The sequence below is a fragment of the Streptomyces marinisediminis genome (assembly GCF_026262575.1).
GTDB classification, from domain to species: domain Bacteria; phylum Actinomycetota; class Actinomycetes; order Streptomycetales; family Streptomycetaceae; genus Streptomyces; species Streptomyces marinisediminis.
The window spans coordinates 20,993-43,381 of sequence record NZ_JAPKFL010000014.1 but is presented as its reverse complement, the minus strand read 5'-3'; the positions used below and the strand labels follow the sequence as shown (position 1 = coordinate 43,381).

Annotated in this window: 22 protein-coding genes and 1 pseudogene; 17 read left to right on the top strand and 6 right to left on the bottom strand. The window is 75.4% G+C overall.

The window, feature by feature from the left end; all coding sequences use genetic code 11:
- Window positions 1-127 precede the first annotated feature (127 nt).
- Window positions 128-1,990, bottom strand: coding sequence for a translation elongation factor 4 (lepA, locus tag OSB71_RS13420; RefSeq protein WP_265947925.1), 1,863 nt, complete (start codon window positions 1,988-1,990; stop codon window positions 128-130).
- Window positions 1,991-2,215: 225 nt separating this feature from the next.
- On the opposite strand from lepA, the gene rpsT reads away from it, so the two are divergent.
- Window positions 2,216-2,482 carry a 30S ribosomal protein S20 gene (gene rpsT / locus OSB71_RS13415; RefSeq protein ID WP_265947923.1) on the top strand — a complete coding sequence of 89 codons (267 nt, stop codon included), beginning with the start codon at window positions 2,216-2,218 and terminating at the stop codon, window positions 2,480-2,482.
- 317 nt (window positions 2,483-2,799) lie between these two features.
- Here the strand turns inward: rpsT and hemW are convergent, their stop codons facing one another.
- The 3 genes from hemW to OSB71_RS13400 form a co-directional block, all read right to left on the bottom strand.
- On the bottom strand, window positions 2,800-4,032 hold the full coding sequence (hemW, locus tag OSB71_RS13410) for a radical SAM family heme chaperone HemW (protein WP_265947921.1): 1,233 nt from the start codon (window positions 4,030-4,032) through the stop codon (window positions 2,800-2,802).
- Between the two features lie 59 nt (window positions 4,033-4,091).
- The gene (locus tag OSB71_RS13405; RefSeq protein ID WP_265947919.1) at window positions 4,092-4,928 is read right to left on the bottom strand and encodes a DUF3097 domain-containing protein; all 837 of its coding nucleotides are present in this window, start codon (window positions 4,926-4,928) and stop codon (window positions 4,092-4,094) included.
- Window positions 4,929-5,025: 97 nt separating this feature from the next.
- Entirely contained in the window at window positions 5,026-5,799 is a 774-nt protein-coding gene (locus OSB71_RS13400; RefSeq protein ID WP_265947916.1) for an MBL fold metallo-hydrolase, read from the bottom strand.
- A gap of 179 nt (window positions 5,800-5,978) precedes the next feature.
- Between OSB71_RS13400 and hrcA the strand changes: the two genes are divergently transcribed.
- The 7 genes from hrcA (at window position 5,979) to OSB71_RS13365 (ending at window position 12,034) form a co-directional block, all read left to right on the top strand.
- Complete coding sequence (hrcA, locus tag OSB71_RS13395; protein ID WP_265947914.1) at window positions 5,979-6,995, top strand: heat-inducible transcriptional repressor HrcA; 1,017 nt, start codon at window positions 5,979-5,981, stop codon at window positions 6,993-6,995.
- Window positions 6,996-8,123 (top strand): molecular chaperone DnaJ, encoded by a 1,128-nt coding sequence (gene dnaJ, locus OSB71_RS13390; RefSeq protein ID WP_265947912.1) that lies wholly within the window; start codon window positions 6,996-6,998, stop codon window positions 8,121-8,123. It begins immediately after the preceding gene.
- 70 nt (window positions 8,124-8,193) lie between these two features.
- Window positions 8,194-9,297, top strand: coding sequence for a nitronate monooxygenase (locus OSB71_RS13385; protein ID WP_265948067.1), 1,104 nt, complete (start codon window positions 8,194-8,196; stop codon window positions 9,295-9,297).
- Entirely contained in the window at window positions 9,294-10,031 is a 738-nt protein-coding gene (locus tag OSB71_RS13380) for a 16S rRNA (uracil(1498)-N(3))-methyltransferase (protein WP_265947910.1), read from the top strand. The genes OSB71_RS13385 and OSB71_RS13380 overlap by 4 nt, the downstream gene beginning before the upstream one ends.
- A gap of 30 nt (window positions 10,032-10,061) precedes the next feature.
- Window positions 10,062-10,415, top strand: a complete 354-nt coding sequence (locus OSB71_RS13375; protein ID WP_265947909.1) for a histidine triad nucleotide-binding protein — start codon at window positions 10,062-10,064, stop codon at window positions 10,413-10,415.
- An 18-nt stretch (window positions 10,416-10,433) separates the two neighbouring features.
- Window positions 10,434-11,339, top strand: coding sequence for a ribonuclease Z (locus tag OSB71_RS13370; protein ID WP_265947907.1), 906 nt, complete (start codon window positions 10,434-10,436; stop codon window positions 11,337-11,339).
- A gap of 41 nt (window positions 11,340-11,380) precedes the next feature.
- Window positions 11,381-12,034: a maltokinase N-terminal cap-like domain-containing protein gene (locus tag OSB71_RS13365; protein WP_265947905.1), complete on the top strand. Its 654-nt coding sequence runs from the start codon at window positions 11,381-11,383 to the stop codon at window positions 12,032-12,034.
- Between the two features lie 370 nt (window positions 12,035-12,404).
- Here the strand turns inward: OSB71_RS13365 and OSB71_RS13360 are convergent, their stop codons facing one another.
- Window positions 12,405-13,331 carry a LysR family transcriptional regulator gene (locus tag OSB71_RS13360; RefSeq protein WP_265947904.1) on the bottom strand — a complete coding sequence of 309 codons (927 nt, stop codon included), beginning with the start codon at window positions 13,329-13,331 and terminating at the stop codon, window positions 12,405-12,407.
- Between the two features lie 98 nt (window positions 13,332-13,429).
- On the opposite strand from OSB71_RS13360, the gene tdh reads away from it, so the two are divergent.
- The 8 genes from tdh to OSB71_RS13320 all read left to right on the top strand — a co-directional run bounded on the left by tdh (window position 13,430) and on the right by OSB71_RS13320 (window position 20,698).
- Window positions 13,430-14,470, top strand: coding sequence for an L-threonine 3-dehydrogenase (gene tdh / locus OSB71_RS13355; RefSeq protein ID WP_265947902.1), 1,041 nt, complete (start codon window positions 13,430-13,432; stop codon window positions 14,468-14,470).
- Window positions 14,471-14,586: 116 nt separating this feature from the next.
- On the top strand, window positions 14,587-15,771 hold the full coding sequence (locus OSB71_RS13350) for a glycine C-acetyltransferase (protein ID WP_265947900.1): 1,185 nt from the start codon (window positions 14,587-14,589) through the stop codon (window positions 15,769-15,771).
- 176 nt (window positions 15,772-15,947) lie between these two features.
- Window positions 15,948-16,175, top strand: coding sequence for a DUF5133 domain-containing protein (locus tag OSB71_RS13345; RefSeq protein WP_265947898.1), 228 nt, complete (start codon window positions 15,948-15,950; stop codon window positions 16,173-16,175).
- Window positions 16,176-16,467: 292 nt separating this feature from the next.
- The gene (locus OSB71_RS13340) at window positions 16,468-17,514 is read left to right on the top strand and encodes a PhoH family protein (RefSeq protein ID WP_265947896.1); all 1,047 of its coding nucleotides are present in this window, start codon (window positions 16,468-16,470) and stop codon (window positions 17,512-17,514) included.
- A gap of 96 nt (window positions 17,515-17,610) precedes the next feature.
- A complete protein-coding gene (gene ybeY, locus OSB71_RS13335) occupies window positions 17,611-18,108 on the top strand; it encodes an rRNA maturation RNase YbeY (protein WP_265947894.1) in 498 nt (165 codons plus the stop codon).
- A gap of 16 nt (window positions 18,109-18,124) precedes the next feature.
- On the top strand, window positions 18,125-19,441 hold the full coding sequence (locus OSB71_RS13330; RefSeq protein ID WP_265947892.1) for a hemolysin family protein: 1,317 nt from the start codon (window positions 18,125-18,127) through the stop codon (window positions 19,439-19,441).
- Window positions 19,442-19,570: 129 nt separating this feature from the next.
- Window positions 19,571-20,323, top strand: coding sequence for a hypothetical protein (locus tag OSB71_RS13325; RefSeq protein WP_265947889.1), 753 nt, complete (start codon window positions 19,571-19,573; stop codon window positions 20,321-20,323).
- A gap of 9 nt (window positions 20,324-20,332) precedes the next feature.
- Window positions 20,333-20,698: a cytidine deaminase-like protein gene (locus tag OSB71_RS13320; protein WP_502362179.1), complete on the top strand. Its 366-nt coding sequence runs from the start codon at window positions 20,333-20,335 to the stop codon at window positions 20,696-20,698.
- A 121-nt stretch (window positions 20,699-20,819) separates the two neighbouring features.
- On the opposite strand, the pseudogene OSB71_RS13315 reads toward OSB71_RS13320, so the two are convergent.
- Window positions 20,820-21,167: pseudogene (locus OSB71_RS13315) on the bottom strand (biliverdin-producing heme oxygenase); the annotation flags it as partial.
- Window positions 21,168-21,361: 194 nt separating this feature from the next.
- On the opposite strand from OSB71_RS13315, the gene OSB71_RS13310 reads away from it, so the two are divergent.
- The gene (locus OSB71_RS13310) at window positions 21,362-22,360 is read left to right on the top strand and encodes a Ppx/GppA family phosphatase (protein WP_265947885.1); all 999 of its coding nucleotides are present in this window, start codon (window positions 21,362-21,364) and stop codon (window positions 22,358-22,360) included.
- The last annotated feature ends 29 nt before the right edge of the window (window positions 22,361-22,389 follow it).

Here is a 22,389-nt window from a genome sequence, read left to right as displayed (position 1 = left end):
GGTCCGCGCGGGGCCGCCGCGCCCCGGCGCGGACCCAGCCGGACCCCGGCCGGACGCCCTCAGGAGGCGGCCCGGGGCCGGCGGCGCCTGGCCGGACCCCGCCGGGCGGCGGGCGCGGAGCGGCGGGCTACTTCTTGGCCGCCGAGTCGTCGCTGGAGAGGGCGGCGATGAAGGCCTCCTGGGGCACCTCCACCCGGCCGACCACCTTCATGCGCTTCTTGCCCTCCTTCTGCTTCTCCAGCAGCTTGCGCTTGCGGGAGATGTCGCCGCCGTAGCACTTGGCCAGCACGTCCTTGCGGATGGCGCGCACCGTCTCCCGGGCGATGACGCGCGAGCCCACGGCGGCCTGGATCGGCACCTCGAACTGCTGCCGCGGGATCAGCTCGCGCAGCTTCCCGGCCATGCGGACGCCGTACGCGTACGCCTTCTCCTTGTGCACGATGGCCGAGAACGCGTCCACCTTGTCGCCGTGCAGCAGGATGTCGACCTTCACCAGCTCCGCGCTCTGCTCACCGGTGGGCTCGTAGTCCAGCGAGGCGTAGCCGCGCGTCTTGGACTTCAGCGCGTCGAAGAAGTCGAAGACGATCTCGGCCAGCGGCAGGGTGTAGCGCAGCTCGACGCGGTCCTCGGACAAGTAGTCCATGCCCAGCAGGTTGCCGCGGCGCCCCTGGCACAGCTCCATGATCGCGCCGATGAACTCGCTGGGTGCCAGCAGCGTCGCCCGCACCACCGGCTCGTGCACCTCGGCGATCTTGCCGGTGGGGAACTCGCTGGGGTTGGTGACGACGTGCTCGGTGCCGTCCTCCATGACCACCTGGTACACCACGTTCGGCGCGGTGGCGATCAGGGCGAGCCCGAACTCGCGCTCCAGCCGCTCGCGGATGACCTCCAGGTGCAGCAGCCCGAGGAAGCCCACGCGGAAGCCGAAGCCGAGCGCGGCGGAGGTCTCCGGCTCGTAGACCAGGGCGGCGTCGTTGAGCTGGAGCTTGTCCAGCGCGTCCCGCAGCTCCGGGTAGTCGGAGCCGTCCAGCGGGTACAGGCCGGAGAACACCATGGGCTTGGGGTCCTTGTACCCGGGCAGCGCCTCGGTGGCGCCCTTGTGCAGCGAGGTGATGGTGTCACCCACCTTGGACTGGCGCACGTCCTTCACGCCGGTGATCAGGTAGCCCACCTCGCCCACGCCCAGGCCGTCGGAGACCGTCATCTCCGGGGAGTTGGTGCCGATCTCCAGCAGCTCGTGCTGCGCACCGGTGGACATCATGCGGATGCGCTCGCGGCGGCCCAGCTCGCCGTCGACGACCTTCACGTACGTCACCACGCCCCGGTAGGCGTCGTAGACCGAGTCGAAGATCATCGCGCGGGCGGGCGCGTCCGCGTCGCCGACGGGGGCGGGCACCAGCCGCACCACCTCGTCCAGCAGCTCCCGCACGCCCTCGCCGGTCTTCGCGGACACCCGCAGCACGTCGCCGGGGTCGCAGCCGATCAGGTGAGCCAGCTCGGCGGCGAACTTGTCCGGCTGCGCGGCGGGCAGGTCGATCTTGTTCAGCACCGGGATGATGGTGAGGTCGTGCTCCATCGCCAGGTACAGGTTGGCCAGCGTCTGCGCCTCGATGCCCTGGGCGGCGTCCACCAGCAGGACGCACCCCTCGCAGGCCGCGAGCGAGCGGGAGACCTCGTAGGTGAAGTCCACGTGGCCCGGGGTGTCGATCATGTTCAGGATGTGCGCGGTGCCCGTGTCGTCGCCCGCCGAGGGCGACCAGGGCATGCGCACGGCCTGTGACTTGATCGTGATGCCGCGTTCCCGCTCGATGTCCATGCGGTCGAGGTACTGCGCACGCATCTGGCGCTCGTCGACGATGCCGGTGAGCTGGAGCATCCGGTCGGCGAGCGTGGACTTGCCGTGGTCGATGTGCGCGATGATGCAGAAGTTGCGGATCAGCGCCGGGTCGGTGCGGCGCGGCTCGGGCACGTTCGAGGAGGTGGCGGGCACGCGGGGTCCTGTCAGAATCATGGCTGCGGTTCGGTACGTCGCCCCCATCGTCCCATGTCCGGCGCCGGGGGGACGGATTAGGGCGGCCGGTGGCCCCCTGCTAAGGTGGGCGACTGTGCCTCGTGCCGTCGTGGCCCCGCTGGACAGCCCCGGCTGAGCAGCGGCGGGCGACTGCGGACGGGCGGTGCACGCACATCATCTGTCGCAACCCGAGAAGGCTCCTTCGTGGCGAACATCAAGTCCCAGATCAAGCGGATCAAGACCAACGAGAAGGCCCGCCAGCGCAACAAGGCGGTCAAGTCCGAGCTGAAGACGGCCATCCGCCGCGTGCGCGAGGCCGTCGCCGCCGGGGAGAGCGCCCAGGCCGACGAGGCGGCGCGCGTCGCCACCCGCAAGCTGGACAAGGCCGTCAGCAAGGGCGTCCTGCACAAGAACAACGCCGCCAACAAGAAGTCGGCGCTGGCCCAGCAGGTCTCCGGTCTGCGGAAGTGACTCCGGGGGCGTGAGCCCCCCGCCGCGGTGACCCGGTGCCGGAACCGCGCGGCTGCCCTCTCATCAGCCGCCCCGCACCGCGCGTCCCGACGGGACCCACCTCGCGCCGCACGCGGCCTGCGTTCGCCACGCGGGTGCGGCGCGCACCGTACGACGGCCAAGGCCCCGCGATCCCTCCCCACGGGAGCGCGGGGCCTTCGCCGTGCCCGGACTCCCGGCCGTGCGCCCGCCCGAGCCCGTTCCGCACCCGGACGGCCCCCGGCGCGCGGAGCACGGCCGGGGCGCCGCGGGCTCCGGGCGCCGGGACGGCCCGCGGGTCAGTCCACCAGGTCGCGCACCACGGCGTCGGCCAGCATGCGGCCGCGCAGGGTGAGGGCGGCCCGCCCGGCCGCGTACGCCTCCGGACGCAGCAGTCCGGCCGCCAGCGCCCGCTCGGCCCCCGCGGTGCCCGCCGGGGTCAGCACGTCCAGCGGCACGCCGTCCACCAGGCGCAGCTCCAGCATGACGCGCTCCACGCGGCGGTCCTCGGCGCTCAGCACCTCCCGGCCCGCCCCGGGCGAGCGGCCCGCCGCCAGCGCCTGCGCGTAGCCGGCGGGGTGCCGGACGTTCCACCAGCGCACGCCGCCGACGTGGCTGTGCGCGCCGGGCCCGGCGCCCCACCAGTCGGCGCCGGTCCAGTACAGCTCGTTGTGGCGGCACCGCCCGGCCTCGGTGCGCGCCCAGTTCGACACCTCGTACCAGGACAGCCCCGCCTCGCCCAGCCGGTCCTCGGCGATCAAGTAGCGGTCGGCCAGCGCGTCGTCGTCCGGCATCGGCAGCTCGCCGCGCCGCACGCGCCGGGCGAGCTGGGTGCCGTCCTCCACGATCAGCGCGTACGCCGAGACGTGGTCGGGCTCCGCGCCGAGCGCCGCGTCCAGGGAGGCGCGCCAGTCGGCGTGGCTCTCACCGGGCGTGCCGTAGATCAGGTCCAGGTTGACGTGGTCGAACCCGGCCGCGCGGGCGTCGGCCACGCACTGCTCGGGCCGTCCGGGGGTGTGCGTGCGGTCCAGCACCCGCAGCACGTGCGGGCGGGCGCTCTGCATGCCGAACGACACGCGGCTGAACCCGGCCTCCCGCAGCCGGGCCAGGTACGCCCGGTCCACGGACTCCGGGTTGGCCTCGGTGGTGACCTCCGCGTCCGGGGCGAGCCCGAACTCCTCGCGCACCGCGGCGAGCATCCGGCCCAGGTCGGCGGCGGGCAGCAGCGTCGGGGTGCCGCCGCCGACGAAGACGGTGCTGACCGGGCGCGGATCGTCGCCCAGCACCTTCCGGGCGAGGCGGACCTCGTCGGCCAGGGTGTCCGCGTAGTTCTCCCGGGACGCCAGCACCCCGCCGGAGCCGTGCAGCTCGCCGGCGGTGTAGGTGTTGAAGTCGCAGTACCCGCAGCGCGTGGCGCAGTACGGGACGTGCAGGTAGAAACCGAGCGGGCGCTGGGCGCGGCCGGCCAGCGCGGCGGCCGGCAGGGCGCCGTCGGCGGGCACGGGCTCGCCGTCGGGGAGTGCGGAGGGCATGCGTCCATTGTCCGCGATCGGCGCGCGTCCCCTGTCCGCGATCGGCGCGGCGGCCCGGCTCACCCGGTGGGGCCGCCCACGGTGACGTGGTCGATGAGGTGCTCCACCGGCCCCAGGAGCTCGGGCTCCAGGTCGCGGTAGGAGCGCACCCCGGCCAGGATGCGCTGCCAGGCCGCGCCGGTGTTCTCCGGCCATCCGAGCGCGCGGCACACCCCAATCTTCCAGTCCTGGCCCCGGGGCACCTGCGGCCAGCGCGCGATGCCGACCGAGGCGGGCTTGACGGCCGCCCACACGTCGACGAACGGGTGGCCGACGACGAGCACGTGGTCGCCGCTCACCGCCTGTGCGATGCGCCACTCCTTCGAGCCCGGCACGAGGTGGTCCACGAGCACGCCCAGCCGTGCCCGCGGTGTGGGGCCGAAGCGCTCGACGACGGCCGGCAGGACGTCCACGCCCGCCAGGTACTCCACGACGACGCCCTCGATGCGCAGGTCGTCGCCCCACACGCGCTCCACCAGCTCCGCGTCGTGGCGGCCCTCGACGTAGATGCGGCCGGCCCGCGCCACCCGGGCCTTCGCCCCCGGCACGGCCAGCGAGCCGGAGGCGGTGCGGGCCGCGCCCGCGGGGGCGGCGCGGCGGGGGCGGACGAGGGTGACGGGCTCGCCGTCCACCAGGAAGCCGCGCGGCTCCAGGGGGAACACCCGGTGCTTGCCGAACCGGTCCTCCAGGGTGACCGTGGGGCCCTGCGCGGTCTTCTCGCAGCGCACGACGGCGCCGCAGAAGCCGCTCGCGGCGTGTTCCACCACGAGGTCGGGCGCGGCCTCCAGCTCCGGCGCCGGGGTGCCCCGCTTCCACGGTGCGGTGAAGTCCACGTTGTCGTAACGGCCGTTGCGCATGGGGGCATTCTGCCGTCCCCCGGCCCCGCGGCGCGGGCCGCACCCCGGCGGCGCGCCCGGCGGCGCGCCCGGCGGCGCGCCGCCGGGGCGCGGCGGCTCAGCGCGGGACGCCGAAGCGGCGTGCCAGGGCCACCCGCTGGGCGCGCACGAACGCGGCGTCGACGACGGCGCCGTGGCCGGGGACGTAGCGCGCGTGCGGGCCGCCGAGCGCCAGCAGGCGGTCCAGCGCGGCGGGCCAGGCGGCCGGGTGCGCGTCGCGCCCGGCCTGCGGTTCGCCGGACTCCTCCACGAGATCGCCGCAGAAGACGACCCCCGGCGAGCCCGGCACCAGCACGGCGAGGTCGTGCCCGGTGTGCCCGGGGCCCACGTTGGCGAGCATGACGCGCCGGTCGCCGCCGAGCGAGAGGGTCAGCTCGCCGCTGACCTGGTGGTGCGGGGTCACCAGCGCGTCGGCGGCGGAGGCCGCCTCGTCGGGGGAGACGCCGTGGCGTACCGCGTCGGCCCGCAGCTCGTCGGCGAACGCGGACGTCCCGGGCGCCGCGGGCTTCGCGGGGCCTGCGGGGCCTGCGGGGCCTGCGGGGCCCGACGAGAACAGGGCCGCCGTCCCCACCGCCCCGTACACCTGGACGCCGGCGAACGCGGCGGTGCCGAGCACGTGGTCGAAGTGCGGGTGGGTGAGCGCCACCCACCGCACGGGCGCGCCGAACAGCGCGCGCAGCTCGCGCCGGAGCTCCGCGCCGCAGCGCAGCGTGGCGCCGGTGTCGACCACCAGCACGCCGTCCGGGCCGCGCACGGCGCCCACCGTCTCGTCCCAGCCGGGCAGCCGCCGCCGCACGACGCCCTCGGCCAGCTCCTCCCACCGTGCCGTCATACCGCCGACGCTAGCGCCACCGGCGCCGGTGTGCCCGGCACGCGGTACGGTCGCATGCGGCCGCCCTTGCCCGGGGCGTGGGAACCGGCCGTACACTGGCCCGGGAGAGTTGGCACTCGCCCACGCAGAGTGCCAGGGCGGGAACGCCACGCAGTACGGCCGGACGGGAGGTGCGCACCATGCTGAGCGAACGCCGACTCCAGGTGTTGCGTGCCATCGTCCAGGACTACGTGGGCACCGAGGAGCCCGTGGGCTCCAAGGCGCTGACCGAGCGGCACGGCCTGAACGTGTCCCCGGCCACGGTCCGCAACGACATGGCGGCGCTGGAGGAGGAGGGGTACATCCAGCAACCGCACACCAGTGCGGGGCGGATCCCCACCGACAAGGGCTACCGCCTGTTCGTCGACCGGCTGGCGAGCGTGAAGCCCATGTCGGTGCCCGAGCGGCGGGCCGTCCAGCACTTCCTGGACGGCGCGGTCGACCTGGACGACGTCGTGGGCCGCACGGTGCGGCTGCTGGCCCAGCTCACGCGGCAGGTCGCCGTCGTGCAGTACCCCTCGCTGACGCGCTCCACCGTGCGTCACGTGGAGCTGCTGGCGCTGGCCCCGGCCCGCGTCATGCTGGTGCTCATCACCGACACCGGCCGGGTCGAACAGCGCATGGTGGACTGCCCGGGGCCGGTCACCGAGAACGCGGTGGCCGATCTGCGCGCCCGGCTCAACAGCCGTGTCGCGGGGCAGCGCTTCACCGCCGTCCCGCAGCTCGTGCAGGACCTGGCCGACGCCTTCGACGCCGAGGACCGCGGCGCGGTCCAGGCCGTCGTGGCGACGCTGCTGGAGACGCTCGTGGAGGAGACCGAGGAGCGTCTGGTCATCGGCGGCACCGCCAACCTGACCCGCTTCGGGCACGACTTCCCCCTGACCATCCGGCCGGTGCTGGAGGCGTTGGAGGAGCAGGTCGTGCTGCTCAAGCTGCTCGGTGAGGCGACCGACCGTGACGTCACCGTCCGCATCGGGCACGAGAACGAGCACGAGGGCCTCAATTCCACGTCCGTCGTCTCGGTCGGTTACGGTTCCGGCGACCAGGCGGTCGCCAAGCTCGGCGTGGTCGGACCGACCCGCATGGACTACCCCGGAACGATGGGAGCGGTACGCGCAGTGGCACGTTACGTCGGACAGTTTCTCGCGGAGTCGTAAGTGGCGACGGACTACTACGCGATCCTGGGCGTGCAGCGCGACGCTTCGCAGGACGAGATCAAGAAGGCCTTCCGCCGGCTGGCGCGCGAGCTCCACCCGGACGTGAACCCCGACCCGAAGACGCAGGAGCGCTTCAAGGAGATCAACACCGCCTACGAGGTCCTCTCGGACCCGCAGAAGAAGCAGATGTACGACCTGGGCGGGGACCCGGCCGGTGGCGCGGCCGGCGGCTTCGGCGCGGGCGGCGGCTTCGGCAACTTCTCCGACATCATGGACGCGTTCTTCGGCAACGCCGCGCAGCGCGGGCCGCGCTCGCGCACCCGGCGCGGCCAGGACGCGATGATCCGCCTGGAGATCACGCTGGAGGAGGCCGCGTTCGGCACCACCAAGGAGATCCAGGTCGACACCGCCACCGTCTGCACCACGTGCAGCGGTGAGGGCGCCGCGCCCGGCACCTCCGCGCAGACCTGCGACATGTGCCGCGGCCGCGGCGAGGTCTCGCAGGTGACGCGCTCCTTCCTCGGCCAGGTGATGACGTCGCGGCCCTGCCCGCAGTGCCAGGGCTTCGGCACGGTCGTGCCCACCCCGTGCCCGGAGTGCGCCGGGGACGGCCGGGTGCGCTCGCGGCGCAGCCTCACCGTCAAGATCCCGGCCGGCGTCGACAACGGCACCCGCATCCAGCTCGCCGGCGAGGGCGAGGTCGGCCCCGGCGGCGGCCCCGCCGGGGACCTGTACGTGGAGATCCGCGAGAAGCAGCACGCGGTCTTCCAGCGGCGCGGGGACGATCTGCACTGCACGGTCACCATCCCGATGACGGCGGCGGCCCTGGGCACCAAGTGCCCCCTGGAGACGCTGGACGGCGTGGAGGACGTGGACGTCCGCCCGGGCACGCAGTCCGGGCAGTCCATCCCGCTGCACGGACGCGGCGTCACCCACCTGCGCGGCAACGGACGCGGCGACCTCATCGTGCACGTCGAGGTGACGACGCCGACGAAGCTGGAGCCCGAGCAGGAGGAGCTGCTGCGCAAGCTGGCCAAGCTGCGCGGCGAGGAGCGCCCGACGGGCCAGTTCCAGCCGGGCCAGCAGGGCCTGTTCTCCCGGCTGAAGGACGCCTGGAGCGGCCGGTGACGGGCCGGTGACCGCGCCTGCGCCGCCCCCGCTGGCCGCCCTGTACGACCACCCGGTCGTGCAGGCGCCGATGGCGGGCGGCGGTGCGGGGCCGCCCCTGGCCGCGGCCGTCAGCGAGGCGGGCGGCCTGGGCTTCCTCGCGGCCGGGTACAAGACGCCCGACGCCATGTACGCCGAGATCCGGGAGCTGCGCCGGCGCACCTCCCGCCCCTTCGGCGTCAACCTGTTCCTGCCGCAGCCGCCCGAGGGCCCCGGCAAGGACGCCAGCGCCGCCGTGGCCGTCTACCGCGAGCAGCTCGCGGGCGAGGCCGCCTGGTACGGGACCGAGCTCGGCGACCCGGACTCCGGTGCCGACGACGGCTACGAGGGCAAGCTCGCCGTCCTCTTCGACGACCCCGTGCCGGTGGTCGGCTTCACCTTCGGCTGCCCCGCTCCACGGGTGCTGGAGCGCTTCGCGCGCGCGGGCACCCTCACCGTCGTCACCGTCACCTCGCTCACCGAGGCCCGCGCCGCGCACCGGGCCGGGGCCGCCGCGCTGTGTGTGCAGGGCGTGGAGGCGGGCGGCCACCTCGGCACCCACCACGACGACCGCCGCGCCGACGCCCCCGGCGCCGGATACGGCCTGCTGCCACTGGTGACGCGCGTCACCGAGGAGCTGCCGCTGCCGGTGATCGCCGCGGGCGGGCTGATGCGCGGCCGGCAGATCGCGGCCGTCCTGGCCGCCGGGGCCACCGCCGCCCAGCTCGGCACCGCGTTCCTGGCCTGTCCCGAGTCCGGCGCGCACCCGCTGCACAAGCGGGCGCTGACCGACCCCGTCTTCGCGCGCACGGAGCTGACCCGGGCGTTCACCGGCCGCCCCGCGCGCGGCCTGGTCAACCGCTTCCTGCGCGAGCACGGCCCCTTCGCCCCGGCCGCCTACCCGCACGTCCACCACCTCACCGCGCCGCTGCGCAAGGCCGCGGCGGCCGCCGGGGACCCACAGGGCATGGCGCTGTGGGCCGGACAGGGGCACCGCCTGGCCCGGGAGCTGCCCGCCGCCGAGCTCGTCGCCCGGCTGGCGGCGGAGCTGGCGGCCGCCCGTGACGCGTCGGGAGCGTCCGACGGCACCGCCCCGGCCTCCGACCCGGACCCGCACCGCGACCCCGACCACCACACCGGAGGGGACGCCCCGTGACCGCGCCCGTCTTCGTCGTCGCCCCCGAGCGCCTGGCCGTCGGTCCGGTGCTCGTCGACGGGCCCGAGGGGCGGCACGCCGTGTCGGTGCGCCGCCTGCGCGCGGGCGAGGAGGTCGTGCTCACCGACGGCGCCGGCACCGGCGGCACCGGTGTGGTGACGGCCGCCACCGGCAAGGACCGCCTGGAGGTCGACGTCCGCGAGCTGCGCACGGAGCCCGAGCCGCACCCGGCGATCACGGTCGTGCAGGCGCTGCCGAAGGGCGACCGGGGAGAGCTGGCCGTCGAGACGATGACCGAGACCGGCGTGGACGTCATCGTGCCGTGGGCCGCCGCCCGCTGCATCACCCAGTGGAGGGGCGAGCGCGGCGCGAAGGCGCTGGCCAAGTGGCGGGCGACCGCGCGCGAGGCCGGCAAGCAGGCGCGGCGGCTGCGCTTCCCTGAGGTCACCGAGCCGGTCACCACCCGCGGGCTGACCGAGCTGCTGGCCGCCGCCCGGTTCGCCGCCGTGCTGCACGAGGAGGGCGCGGAGCCGCTGGCCCGCGCCGACCTGCCCGAAGGCGGCCACATCACGCTCGTCGTCGGCCCCGAGGGCGGGATCAGCCCCGAGGAGCTGGCCGCCTGCACCGCCGCCGGGGCCCGCCCCTACCGGCTGGGACCGAGCGTGCTGCGCACCTCCACGGCCGGTACGGCCGCCGCGGCGCTGCTGCTGGGACGCACCGGGCGCTGGGGCTGAGGGACACCGCGGGCGGGTACCATCCGGCCCATGGCTGGAGAACCGCAGGCGGACTGCCTGTTCTGCAAGATCGTCGCGGGCGAGGTGCCGGCGACGCTGGTGCGGGAGACGGAGACGACCGTCGCGTTCCGGGACATCAACCCCCAGGCGCCCACGCACGTCCTGGTGATCCCCAAGGCGCACTACCCGGACGTGGCCTCGCTGGCCGCCGCCGCGCCGCAGCTCGCCGCGGACGTGGCGAAGGAGGCGGGCCGGGTCGCCGCCGAGGACGGCGCCGAGGCCTACCGGCTGGTGTTCAACACCGGGTCGGCCGCCGGGCAGACGGTCTTCCACGTGCACGGCCACGTGCTGGCCGGGCGCGGCCTGCAGTGGCCCCCCGGCTGACGGGTGCCGTGAGAGACGGTGTCCGTCCGCGAGTTGGTCGTCCTCGGCACGGCCAGTCAGGTGCCCACCCGGCACCGCAACCACAACGGCTACGTGCTGCTGTGGGACGGCGAGGGGCTGCTGTTCGACCCCGGGGAGGGCACGCAGCGCCAGATGCTGCGGGCCGGGGTGGCCGCGCACGACCTGAACCGGCTGTGCGTCACCCACTTCCACGGTGACCACTCGCTCGGGCTCGCCGGGGTGATCCAGCGCGTCAACCTCGACGCCGTGCCGCACCCGGTGACCGCCCACTTCCCGGCCGGCGGGCAGCGCTTCTTCGACCGGCTGCGGTACGCGACGGCCTACCGCGAGACGGTGGCGCTGCGCGAGGAACCGGTCGCCGCGGACGGCGTGCTCGCGCGGACGCCCGCGTACACCCTCTCCGCGCGGCGGCTCTCCCACCCGGTGGAGTCCTTCGGGTACCGGCTCGTCGAACCCGACGGGCGGCGCATGCTGCCCGAGCGGCTGGCGGCGGCCGGTGTCACCGGCCCCGACGTGGGACGGCTCCAGCGCGCGGGCGCGCTGCGCGGCGTGCGGCTGGCCGACGTCAGCGAGGTCCGCCCGGGCCAGCGGTTCGCCTTCGTGATGGACACCCGGCTGTGCGAGGGCGTCTGGGCGCTGGCCGAGGGGTGCGACCTGCTGGTCATCGAGTCCACGTTCACCGACGAGGACGCCCACCTGGCCCGCGACCACGGACATCTGACGGCCGGCCAGGCGGGCCGGGTCGCCGCCGAGTGCGGGGTGCGGCACCTGGTGCTGACCCACTTCTCCCAGCGGTACGCCGACCCGGAGGTCTTCGCCGTCCAGGCCCGCGCCGCCGGGTTCACCGGCGAGCTCACGGTCGCCCGGGACCTGCTGCGGGTGCCGGTGCCGCGCCGCCGTTGACGCGCGGGAATGCGGGGGCGGGCCCGCGCGGTTGCCCCGGCATGGCTGTGATCCACAAGACCACGATGGACCCGGGCAAGCTCGACCTCATCGGCGCCTGGCTCCCCACCCGCCCCTGGTACACCGCCGCCGGCGGTCCGCCCGAGCTCACCGTCTCCGGCGGCTTCCGCCTGGACGACCCGCGGGGGGCGGTGGGCATGGAGTTCATGGTCGTCACCGACACCTCGGGCGTGCGGCCGGTCGCCTACCACGTGCCGCTCACCTACCGGGGCGCGCCGCTGGACGGCGCCCCCGACACGGCGCTCCTGGGCACCTCCCAGCACGGGGTGCTGGGCCGGCGCTGGGTGTACGACGGCGCCCACGACCCCGTGCTGGTGGCGCAGGTGCTCGCCTTCCTCCAGGGGCGGACGGCGGCCCAGGACCAGAACGCGAGCGACACCCCGGACCCGTCGGTGACCGCCCACTTCAGCGGCGCGGCCGTCGCGGTGGAGGCCGCCGCGCCGCGCGTGACCGACGGCGAGCACGGGACCGAGATCGCGGTGGGGGCGGCGCCGGTCCGCCTCACCATCGTCCGCGCCCTGCACGCCGACGGCGCGGAGCCGCGCGGCCGCGGCCACGTCAGCGCGACGTGGCGGCCGCCCACCGGCGACCCGGCCCGCGCCGCGTTCCTCGTACTCCAGGACACCCCGGCCTAGCCGCACGAAGCCCGACGGACGCCGAACGGTCGTCTCCCGGAGCCCGCTCGGGCCCCCAGCCGCCCCTGGCCCGGCTCCGCCCACGCCAGCACGCCCACTGCGGCCACTGCCGCAGCCGCTCCCGGTTCTTCCGGGGCGGCGGCTCCGTCTGGTGGTCACCGCTCAGGGTCGCGGGTCGGGCGGGGGATACGCGTTCGTCCAGCGCGCGGGCGGGCGGGGTCGCGGGCGTCGTGGCCGCAGGCACAGGGGGCGAACGAGGTGCCGGTCGTCCCGGTGGAGGTGCTCGACGCGACGGGAGCGGGCGGCGGGTCAGTGGCCGGGTCCGTGGCGGCTGCCCTGGCCGCCGCGTCCCGGTGGGCGTCGTCCGCCGTCACCCGGCCAGCGACGCCGCCTGGGCGCGCAGCCCGTCCAGTGCGAGCCGCAGCAGCGGGTGCGACTGGCTGCCCCGGCGGACGGCGGTGAACACCCGCCGGGTCGGCCGGCGCCCGCCCACGGAGCGGACGGCGACGCCGCCGGACGCCGACCCCAGCAGTCCGCCGCGCAGCGCCGAGCGGGGGACGAGGGAGACCCCGGTGCCGGCGGCCACCAGCGCGCACACCGCGCGGAAGTCGTCGGAGAGGCAGGCGACCCGGGGCCTGAACCCGGCCTCTTCGCAGGCGCGAACCATCACGTCGTGCACCGGGTTGCCGGGCCACGGGGTGATCCACGGATCGTCCCGGAGTGCGCCGAGGTCGACCCGCGCGTCCGCCCGCAGCCGGTGGCCCTGGGGGAGCACGACGTCGAAGGGCTCCGCGTACAGCGGTTCGTGCAGGAGCACCTGCTCGTCCCCGACGCCGAGCGGGCCGGGGTGCTCCACGGCCACGGCGACGTCCACCTCGCCGTCGGCCAGCAGGCGGTGGCTGGCCGGCCCCTCCGCGTCCTTCACCCGCACCCGGACCTCGGGGGCCCGCGCGCGCAGCGCCGGCAGGGCGGGGGCGACGACCTCGGTGATCGCGGTCGCGAACGCCGCGATCGTCACCTCGCCGGCCAGCCCGGCCGAGCACGCGGCGAGATCGGCCTCGGCCTGCTCCAACTGGGCGGCGATCCGCGCCGCGTGCCCGGCCAGCACGGCCCCGGTGGCGGTGAGCCGGACGGTGCGTCCGCGCCGTTCGAGCAGCGCGTGCCCCGCCTCCGCCTCCAGGGCGGCCAACTGCTGCGAGGCCGCCGAGGGCGACATGTACAGCGCCCGGGCGGCGGCGGTGACGGTGCCGTGCTCGGCGAGCGCGCGCAGCACGCGCAGGCGTCGTGGGTCGATCACGGTGGGCAGTATGGCAGCCGCTGTGAAGCGGTGCCGCACAGTGCACCGGGGAAAATGCCGATGGACTTCACAGGCGCTCCGCCCCACAGTGGTCGGCCATGAAGGCACTGGCAAAGACGGCCCCCGGGCCGGGCATCGCGCTGACCGAGGTGCCGGAGCCCCGGCCCGGCGCCGGGCAGGTGCGCATCCGGGTCCTGCGCACCGGCATCTGCGGCACCGACCTGCACATCGACGGCTGGGACGCGTGGGCCGCCCGCGTGGTGAAGGCCCCGCTGGTGCTCGGCCACGAGTTCGTCGGCGAGGTCGTCGAGGTCGGCGCCGGGGTGGCGGACATCGCGGTGGGCGACACGGTCAGCGGCGAGGGCCACCTGGTCTGCGGCACCTGCCGCAACTGCATGGCCGGCCGCCGCCACCTGTGCATCCGCACCATCGGGCTGGGCGTGCACACCGACGGCGCCTTCGCCGAGTTCGTGGTGCTGCCCGCGGCCAACGTGTGGGTGCACCGGCACCCCGTGGACCTCGACGTCGCGGCGATCTTCGACCCCTTCGGCAACGCCGTCCACACCGCGCTGGCCTTCCCCGTCGTCAACGAGGACGTGCTGGTCACCGGGGCCGGGCCGATCGGCATGATGGCCGCGGCCGTCGCCGCGCACGCCGGGGCCCGCAGCGTCGTCGTCACCGACGTCAGCGACTACCGCCTGGACCTGGCCCGCAAGCTGGGCGCCACCCTCGCCCACGACGTGCGCTCCGGCGGCGTCGCGGGCGTCATGGACGAGCTCGGGATGAGCGAGGGCTTCGACATCGGCATGGAGATGTCCGGCCGGCCCGACGCGCTCCAGGACATGGTGGCGAGCATGAGCCCGGGCGGCCGCATCGCCGTCCTCGGGCTGCCCACCGCCGACGTGCCCGTGGACATGGCCACCGTGGTGACGCGCATGCTCACCCTCCGCGGGATCTACGGCCGGGAGATGTTCGAGACCTGGTACGCCATGTCGGTGCTGCTGCGCAACGGCCTGGACATCAGCCCGGTGATCACCCACCGCTTCGGCTACGAGCAGCACGTCGAGGCCTTCGCCACCGCGCGCTCCGGCCAGTGCGGCAAGGTCGTCATCGACTGGACCCGTCCGACCCTGCCCTGACGCGTCCCGCCCGACCCCGCCCCGACGCGGCTCGCGCGGCGCCGCCCGCCCGCGTCCCGCACCCGCCCGTCCCGCACCCGTCCCGCCCCGTCGCCCAGCCCGACCAGGAGACCCTCGTGTACGACACCTTCGCCGCGGACCTGCGGACCCAGCTCCAGGAGATCCGCGACGCCGGGCTCTACAAGTCCGAGCGCGTCATCGCCTCGCCGCAGACCGCCGCCATCCGCGTGGCCGAGGGCGAGGTCGTCAACTTCTGCGCCAACAACTACCTCGACCTCGCCGACCACCCCGAGGTGGTCGCCGCCGCCAAGCAGGCCCTGGAGGACTGGGGCTTCGGCATGGCCTCGGTCCGCTTCATCTGCGGCACCCAGGAGCCGCACAAGGAGCTGGAGCGCCGCCTGTCGGAGTTCCTGCGCACCGACGACACGATCCTCTACAGCTCCTGCTTCGACGCCAACGGCGGCGTCTTCGAGACCCTGCTCACCGACGCCGACGCCGTCATCTCCGACGAGCTCAACCACGCCAGCATCATCGACGGCATCCGCCTGTCCAAAGCCGCCCGCCACCGCTACCGCAACCGGGACATGGCCGACCTGGAGCGCTGCCTGAAGGACGCCTCCGGCGCCCGGCACCGGCTGATCGTCACCGACGGCGTGTTCTCCATGGACGGCTACATCGCCCCGCTGGACGAGATCTGCGACCTCGCCGAGCGCTACGGCGCGCTGGTCATGGTCGACGACTCGCACGCCGTCGGCTTCGTCGGCGACGGCGGCCGCGGCACCCCTGAGCTGTACGGGGTGGCCGACCGCGTCGACATCGTCACCGGCACGCTCGGCAAGGCGCTGGGCGGCGCCAGCGGCGGCTACGTCTCCGGGCGCGCCGAGATCGTCGAGCTGCTGCGCCAGCGCTCGCGCCCGTACCTGTTCTCCAACTCCCTGGCCCCGGCCATCGTGGGCGCCAGCCTGCGGGTGCTGGACCTCCTGGCCGCCTCCGACGACCGGCGGGCCCGGCTGCGCGAGAACACCGCGCTGTTCCGCTCCGAGATGGCCGCGGCCGGCTTCGACGTGCTGCCGGGCGAGCACCCGATCACCCCGGTCATGGTCGGCGACGCGGCGCTCGCGGCCCGCATGGCCGCCGCCCTGCTCGACAAGGGCGTCTACGTGATCGCCTTCTCCTACCCCGTGGTGCCGGTCGGCAAGGCCCGCATCCGCGTCCAGCTCTCGGCGGCCCACTCCACCGAGGACGTCCACCGCGCGGTGCGCGCCTTCCGCGAGGTCCGCGACGCGCTCGCGGGCGACTGACGCACGCCGCCACCGCCCCGGCCCCGCGCGCGGCCCCGGGGCGGTGGCCGCGCACCCGCCGCCCCGGGCGGCACGCCCGCACGGCCCCGCGACGTCACAGGAGGCGGCGGGCATGGGCCGATCCCAGCCGGGTACCAGGCCGGAGCCGCACTAGCGACTTCCGGAAGGAGACTCCCGTGCTGATGGCCCACCCCGCCGTGCTCCGGGGACTGATCGAGCAGTACGAGACGCTGAGGGCGCTGCACGCCGAGGACGGCAGCCCGGAGGTCCGCCAGCGCATGGACGACGTCGCCTACACCCTGTGCGTGTCCACCGGCACCCGCGACGTGGACGCCGCACTGGTGGCCGCCCGCCACCGGCTGCCCGGCGCCCGTCCCGAGGACGACTCCGTGCTGACCGCCTGACCGGCGTGGGGGACGCCCCTTCCTCGCGACTCCCCGGAACCCTCACCGCGCGCCCCGCACGCCCGGGCGCCGAGGATCTGCCCGCGCCGGAGCCGGAGCGCCGCCGCGTCGCCGCGGAGCGCCGCCGCGCCCTCGGCCCCGGCACCGCGCTCCCGGGCGCGCCGGGCCGCGTCCGCGGGGCGCCGGGCCCGCGCGCGGAAAACCCCCGTGGCCCCGGCGCCACGCGGGCGTACCCTTGGGTGTCCGAGGACACCGCGAGCGAGAGGGATGAGCAAGGCCCCACGGCCGGCCCATGACGCAGACACCCACTTCACAGGTTCCCCAGGCGCAGGTCTCCCAGGCCCAGACCCAGGCCCGCTTCGCCGTACCCGCCAAGCACCCCATGGTGACCGTGCTCGGGTCGGGCGACCGGCTGCTGCGGGTGATCGAGGACGCCTTCCCCGCCACCGACATCCACGTGCGCGGCAACGAGATCAGCGCCACGGGCGACCCGGCCGAGGTCGCGCTCGTCCAGCGGCTGTTCGACGAGATGATGCTCGTCCTGCGCACCGGCCAGCCGATGACCGAGGACGCGGTGGAGCGCTCCATCGCGATGCTCCGCACCCAGGACGACGGCGCCGGCGGCCAGAGCGAGACGCCGGCCCAGGTGCTGACCCAGAACATCCTCTCCAACCGCGGCCGCACCATCCGCCCCAAGACGCTGAACCAGAAGCGCTACGTCGACGCCATAGACGAGCACACCGTCGTCTTCGGCATCGGCCCGGCGGGCACCGGAAAGACCTACCTGGCGATGGCCAAGGCGGTGCAGGCGCTCCAGTCCAAGCAGGTCAACCGCATCATCCTCACCCGCCCGGCCGTCGAGGCCGGGGAGCGGCTCGGCTTCCTGCCCGGCACGCTCTACGAGAAGATCGACCCCTACCTGCGGCCGCTGTACGACGCGCTGCACGACATGCTCGACCCCGACTCGATCCCGCGCCTGATGGCCGCCGGGACGATCGAGGTCGCCCCGCTCGCCTACATGCGCGGCCGGACGCTGAACGACGCCTTCATCATTCTCGACGAGGCCCAGAACACCAACCCCGAGCAGATGAAGATGTTCCTCACCCGGCTCGGCTTCGACTCCAAGATCGTCATCACCGGTGACGTGACGCAGGTCGACCTCCCCGGCGGCACGAAGTCCGGGCTGCGCCAGGTGCAGGAGATCCTCGACGGCGTCGAGGACGTGCACTTCGCGCGGCTGAACAGCACCGACGTGGTGCGCCACCGGCTCGTCGGGCGCATCGTGGACGCGTACGACCGCTACGACGAGACCACCGGGCACCGCGACGGCGGGCGCTGACCGCCACCCGCGGGACGCCGCCCGGTAGGCTGCGGCCCCCGCCCCGCGCGCGGGGGACCGCCAGACCGGCAGACGAGGAAGAGCACCAGGCCGCACATGTCCATCGACGTCAACAACGAATCCGGGCAGGAGGTCGACGAGCAGGCGATCCTCGGCATCGCCCGCTACGCCCTCGCCCGCATGCGCATCCACCCCCTGTCCGAGCTGTCGGTCATCGTCGTGGACACCGAGGCCATGGAGCGGCTCCACGTGCAGTGGATGGACCTGCCCGGGCCCACCGACGTGATGTCCTTCCCGATGGACGAGCTGCGCCCGCCGGGCAAGGACGACGACGAGCCGCCCCAGGGCCTGCTCGGCGACATCGTGCTGTGCCCCGAGGTCGCCGCGCGCCAGGCCGAGCAGGCGCCCACCGCCCACACGATGGACGAGGAGCTCCAGCTCCTGACCGTGCACGGCGTGCTGCACCTGCTGGGCTACGACCACGAGGAGCCGGGGGAGCGGGCGGAGATGTTCGGTCTCCAGCAGGCCATCGTGGACGGCTGGCGGAGCGAGAACGGCCTCACCGGCCCCTCGCCCGCCCCCACCCTCACCTGACGGCGGCGAGCCCACCATGGCATCGCTCATCGCCCTCGCGGTCGGCCTCATCGTCCTGGCCTGGCTGGCCGCCTGCGCCGAGGCGGGGCTGGCCCGCACCACCAGCTTCCGCGCCGAGCAGGCGGTGCGCTCCGGCCGCCGGGGCAGCGCCAAGCTCGCCGCGGTCGCCGCCGAGCCCGTGCGCTACCTCAACCTCGCCATGCTGCTGCGCGTGGCCAGCGAGATGGCCGCCGGGGTGCTCGTCGCCTACGTCTGCGTGCGCTCCTTCGACCAGACCTGGCAGGCGATCACCGTCGCCATCGCCGTGATGGTGCTGGTGTCCTACGTCGCGGTCGGCGTCTCGCCGCGCACCATCGGCATCCAGCACCCGCTGAACACCGCCACGGCCGCCGCGTACGTGCTGCTGCCGCTCACCCGGGTGCTCGGCCCCCTGCCGCAGCTCCTGATCCTGCTGGGCAACGCGCTCACGCCCGGCCGGGGCTTCAGGCGGGGCCCCTTCGCCTCCGAGGCGGAGCTGCGGGCCATGGTGGACCTCGCGGAGTCGGAGTCGCTGATCGAGGACGAGGAGCGGCGCATGGTGCACTCCGTCTTCCAGCTCGGCGACACCCTCGTGCGCGAGGTGATGGTCCCGCGCACCGACCTCGTCTCCATCGAGCGCTTCAAGACGATCCGCCAGGCGCTCACCCTCGCCCTGCGCTCCGGCTTCTCCCGCATCCCGGTCATCGGCGAGAACGAGGACGACGTCGTCGGCATCGTGTACCTGAAGGACCTGGCCCGCAAGGTGCACGTCAGCCGCGAGGCGGAGTCCGAGCTCGTCTCCTCGACGATGCGGCCGGCCGCGTTCGTGCCGGACACCAAGAACGCGGGCGACCTGCTGCGGGAGATGCAGGGCGAGCGCAACCACGTCGCCGTCGTGATCGACGAGTACGGCTCCACCGCCGGGATCGTGACGATCGAGGACATCCTGGAGGAGATCGTCGGCGAGATCACCGACGAGTACGACCGCGAGCTGCCGCCGGTGGAGGAGCTGGGCGAGGGCCGCCACCGGGTCACCGCGCGCCTGGGCATCGACGACCTCGGCGAGCTGTACGGGCTCACCGACTTCGACGACGAGGACGTGGAGACCGTCGGCGGCCTGCTGGCCAAGCTGCTGGGCCGGGTGCCGATCGCCGGCGCCTCGGCGGTGGCCGACCTCTCCGCGGACCCGGCCGACCCGACGCTGGCCGGGCTGCGCCTGACCGCGGAGTCCACGGCGGGCCGCCGCAACCGCATCGACCGGGTCCTGGTCGAGCGCGTGGCGGCCGCCCCGGGCGAGCCCGGCGAGGAGGCGTGACCCCGCGCCCGGAGCGCCGGTCGGGCCGCCGGTGTCGCCCGTGACGCGTCGTGCGCGCCGCGTCGCCCCGCTCACGCGAACGGAGTAGTGGCGGTGGCCCGGCGGGCGGGGGCGTGGCGCCATGGAGCCATGGACGGGCGTTGGCGTACGGGAGCCGCCGCCGGACTGCTGCTGCTGGCCGGCGTCACCGCCTGTGCCGGGCGGGCCGGCGAGGGCGGGCAGGCCGGGGCGCGGGCGGAGCGGCTGGACGCCGGGCAGCTCCGGCTCGCGGTGCTGAGCCTGGCGGACCTGCCCGCCGGGTGGGTCAGCGACAGCGACACGGCCGCGCGCGAACGCGGGACCGGGGTGCCGCGGCCACCGCGGGGCCCGTGCCGCGCGGTGTTCCGCGACGCGCGGGGCGGCGCGGAGGCCCGGGCCCGGTTCGCGCGCACCGAGGTGGGCCCCTTCCTCGTCACCCGGGCCGGCTCCCACCCGTCGGCGGCCGACGCGGCGGACGCCGTCGCCGCGTTCCGGGCCGCCGTCCGGCAGTGCCCGGGCTTCCGGCTCGCGGTGGACCCCGGCGCGGCGGACGCCGACGCGGCGGGGCCGGCGCGGTTCCGCGCGGAGCCCGTGCGCGACCCCGGGCTCGGGCAGGAGAGCGCCGCCGCGCGCTTCGTGCGCGGGGGCTTCGGGGGCGAGCCGGACACCGTCGCCGAGGTGGTCTACGTCCGCGTCGGCGCGCACACCGTGCACCTCGCGCGCTCCGGGCACGCCGACCACGAAAGCCCGGCCCACGCGGACCTGACCCGGCTCGCGCGCACGGCGGTGGCGAAGCTGCGCGAGGTCGCGTCGGGGCGCACCCCCGAGCCCGCCGAGTCCTTCCCCGGGGCCACCCGTCTGTAGCGGCCCCGTATGCTCACGGTCATGACTGAAGCCCACGCGATCGACCCCGAGGACCGCAAGATCATCGTGCTCGCGCGCAGTGCCCGGGCGCGCAACGGCGTGGCGGAGGGCGCCGCCGTACGGGACGAGACCGGCCGCACCTACGTGGCGAGCACCGTCGGCCTGCCCTCGCTGGACCTGTCCGCCCTGCGCACGGCCGTCGCCATGGCGGTGGCCTCCGGCGCGAAGTCGCTGGAGGCGGCCGCGGTCGTCAGCGACGCCGAGGCCCTGCCGGACGCGGACCTGGCCGCCGTCGCCGACCTGGGCGGCGCCGCCACCCCCGTCCTGCTCGCGGGCCCGGACGGCACCCTGCGCACCACCCGCCCCGCGGGCTGACCGCGGCCCGCCCGCGCCCCCGCCCGGCTCGCCCGGGGGCGCGGGCCGGGGAGGACGGCGGCTACGGCGGCGCCGGGGGCCACCGTCGGCCCTGGCCCCCGGCGCGCCGTGTGGCGGGGCGTCAGGCGGCGGTGCGGGGGAACTCGCGGTCCAGTGCGCGCGGGACGGCGGCGTTGTGGTCGAAGGCCAGCCGGCACTCCTCGACCATGCGCCGCTTCTCCAGGTCGTCGACGTCCACGGCGTCCAGCAGGGCGCGGTAACCCCGCTTGAACGCCGCCGGGTTGGGTATCCCGTCGAAGACGTAGAAGCGGACGCCGTCGCCCTTGCGGTCGAAGCCCCACGTCTTCTCGGCCATGTCGCGCGGCACCTGACCGCCGGAGAGGTCGCCGAGGCAGCGGGTGTAGTGGTGCACCACGTACCCGGCGGGCCACGCCCGCGCGCACTCCTCGACGCGGGCGGCGGGCACTGCCGCCCGCTCCCGATCCTGCGGCCCAGGCCCACCCGAGTCCACGTGTTGCCGACGTGCTGTCGGGAACGTGCCCGGCCCCCCGGCCCGGCACTGCGGCGCCCGAGGCGCCCTCGCCCGCGGTTCGCCGGGCCCCTGACGCGTCCGGAATCCGGTCCGCGGTGTGTGACGCGCGTGGAACGGGGCACAGAGACGGCATGAAACTGGGTGTACTCGACGTGGGGTCGAACACGGCGCACCTGCTGGTCGTCGACGGCGCGGACGGCGACCTGGAGCCGGTGCTGCGGGCGAAGGAGCGGCTTCGGCTGGCGGAGCGGCTCGGCCCCGGCGGCAGGCTGGACCGGGCGTGCGTGGACCGCATGGCACGGGCGGTGGAGACGGCCGTGGCGAAGGCCGAGCGCGCCGGTGCCGAGGAACTCCTCGTCTACGCCACCGCCGTGGTCCGCGACGCACCCAACCGGGACGAGGTCCTCACCGCGGTGCGCCGGCGGACCGGCGTCACGATGGAGGTGCTGCCCGGCCGGCGGGAGGCCGAGCTGACCCTCCTGGCGGCCCGCCGCTGGATGGGCCACAGAGCCGGTCCGATGGCCGTCCTGGACGTGGGCGGCGGTTCCTTCGAAGTGGCCTGCGGGACGGGCGAGTCGGCGCGGTTCGCCGCCTCCCTCCCGATGGGCGCCGGCCGCCTGACCCGCGAGTTCTTCGGCCACGACGACCCGCCGTCGCCCCAGGCGGTGCGGGCCCTGCGCCACCACGTGCGCGAGGCCATGGACGAGGTCTGCCGGCACCTGCGCACCGAGGCGCCGTCCACCGCGGTGGCGACCTCCCGCACCTTCCAGCAGCTCGCCCGGTTGTGCGGGGCGCCGCCCGCCCGCAAGGGGCCGCTGGTGCCCCGCCGCCTGGCCCGCCGGGACGTGAAGAAGGCCGCCAAGCGGCTGGCCGCGGCCCCCGCCGCCGAGCGCGCCACCTGGCCCGGCATCTCCGCCGCGCGGGCCAGGCAGTCGGCCGCCGGCGCGATCGTCGCCCACACCGTGATGAAACTGGCGGGCATCGACGAGGTGCACATCTGCCCCTGGGCCCTGCGCGAAGGAGCCCTGCTCCACCACCTGAACACCCGGCCGGCCGCCGCCGCACCCCACGCCGCCCCCGGCCTCCTCACCCCCACCCCCGTCCTCCCGCCCCACGCGAGGGCCGCCTGAGCCGCCGCGCGGCCGCCTCCCCGCGACGG

Bases quoted from the DNA above. Each gene is read 5' to 3' on its own strand.
- OSB71_RS13325 (WP_265947889.1), top strand. From the start codon at position 19,571: ATGGACGGGCGTTGGCGTACGGGAGCCGCCGCCGGACTGCTGCTGCTG.
- tdh (WP_265947902.1), top strand. From the start codon at position 13,430: ATGAAGGCACTGGCAAAGACGGCCCCCGGGCCGGGCATCGCGCTGACC.
- hrcA (WP_265947914.1), top strand. From the start codon at position 5,979: ATGCTGAGCGAACGCCGACTCCAGGTGTTGCGTGCCATCGTCCAGGAC.
- hemW (WP_265947921.1), bottom strand. From the start codon at position 4,032: ATGCCCTCCGCACTCCCCGACGGCGAGCCCGTGCCCGCCGACGGCGCC.
- OSB71_RS13400 (WP_265947916.1), bottom strand. From the start codon at position 5,799: ATGACGGCACGGTGGGAGGAGCTGGCCGAGGGCGTCGTGCGGCGGCGG.
- OSB71_RS13385 (WP_265948067.1), top strand. From the start codon at position 8,194: ATGGCGGGCGGCGGTGCGGGGCCGCCCCTGGCCGCGGCCGTCAGCGAG.
- OSB71_RS13340 (WP_265947896.1), top strand. From the start codon at position 16,468: ATGACGCAGACACCCACTTCACAGGTTCCCCAGGCGCAGGTCTCCCAG.
- OSB71_RS13320 (WP_502362179.1), top strand. From the start codon at position 20,333: ATGCTCACGGTCATGACTGAAGCCCACGCGATCGACCCCGAGGACCGC.
- OSB71_RS13375 (WP_265947909.1), top strand. From the start codon at position 10,062: ATGGCTGGAGAACCGCAGGCGGACTGCCTGTTCTGCAAGATCGTCGCG.
- OSB71_RS13365 (WP_265947905.1), top strand. From the start codon at position 11,381: ATGGCTGTGATCCACAAGACCACGATGGACCCGGGCAAGCTCGACCTC.
- OSB71_RS13330 (WP_265947892.1), top strand. From the start codon at position 18,125: ATGGCATCGCTCATCGCCCTCGCGGTCGGCCTCATCGTCCTGGCCTGG.
- OSB71_RS13310 (WP_265947885.1), top strand. From the start codon at position 21,362: ATGAAACTGGGTGTACTCGACGTGGGGTCGAACACGGCGCACCTGCTG.
- ybeY (WP_265947894.1), top strand. From the start codon at position 17,611: ATGTCCATCGACGTCAACAACGAATCCGGGCAGGAGGTCGACGAGCAG.
- OSB71_RS13405 (WP_265947919.1), bottom strand. From the start codon at position 4,928: ATGCGCAACGGCCGTTACGACAACGTGGACTTCACCGCACCGTGGAAG.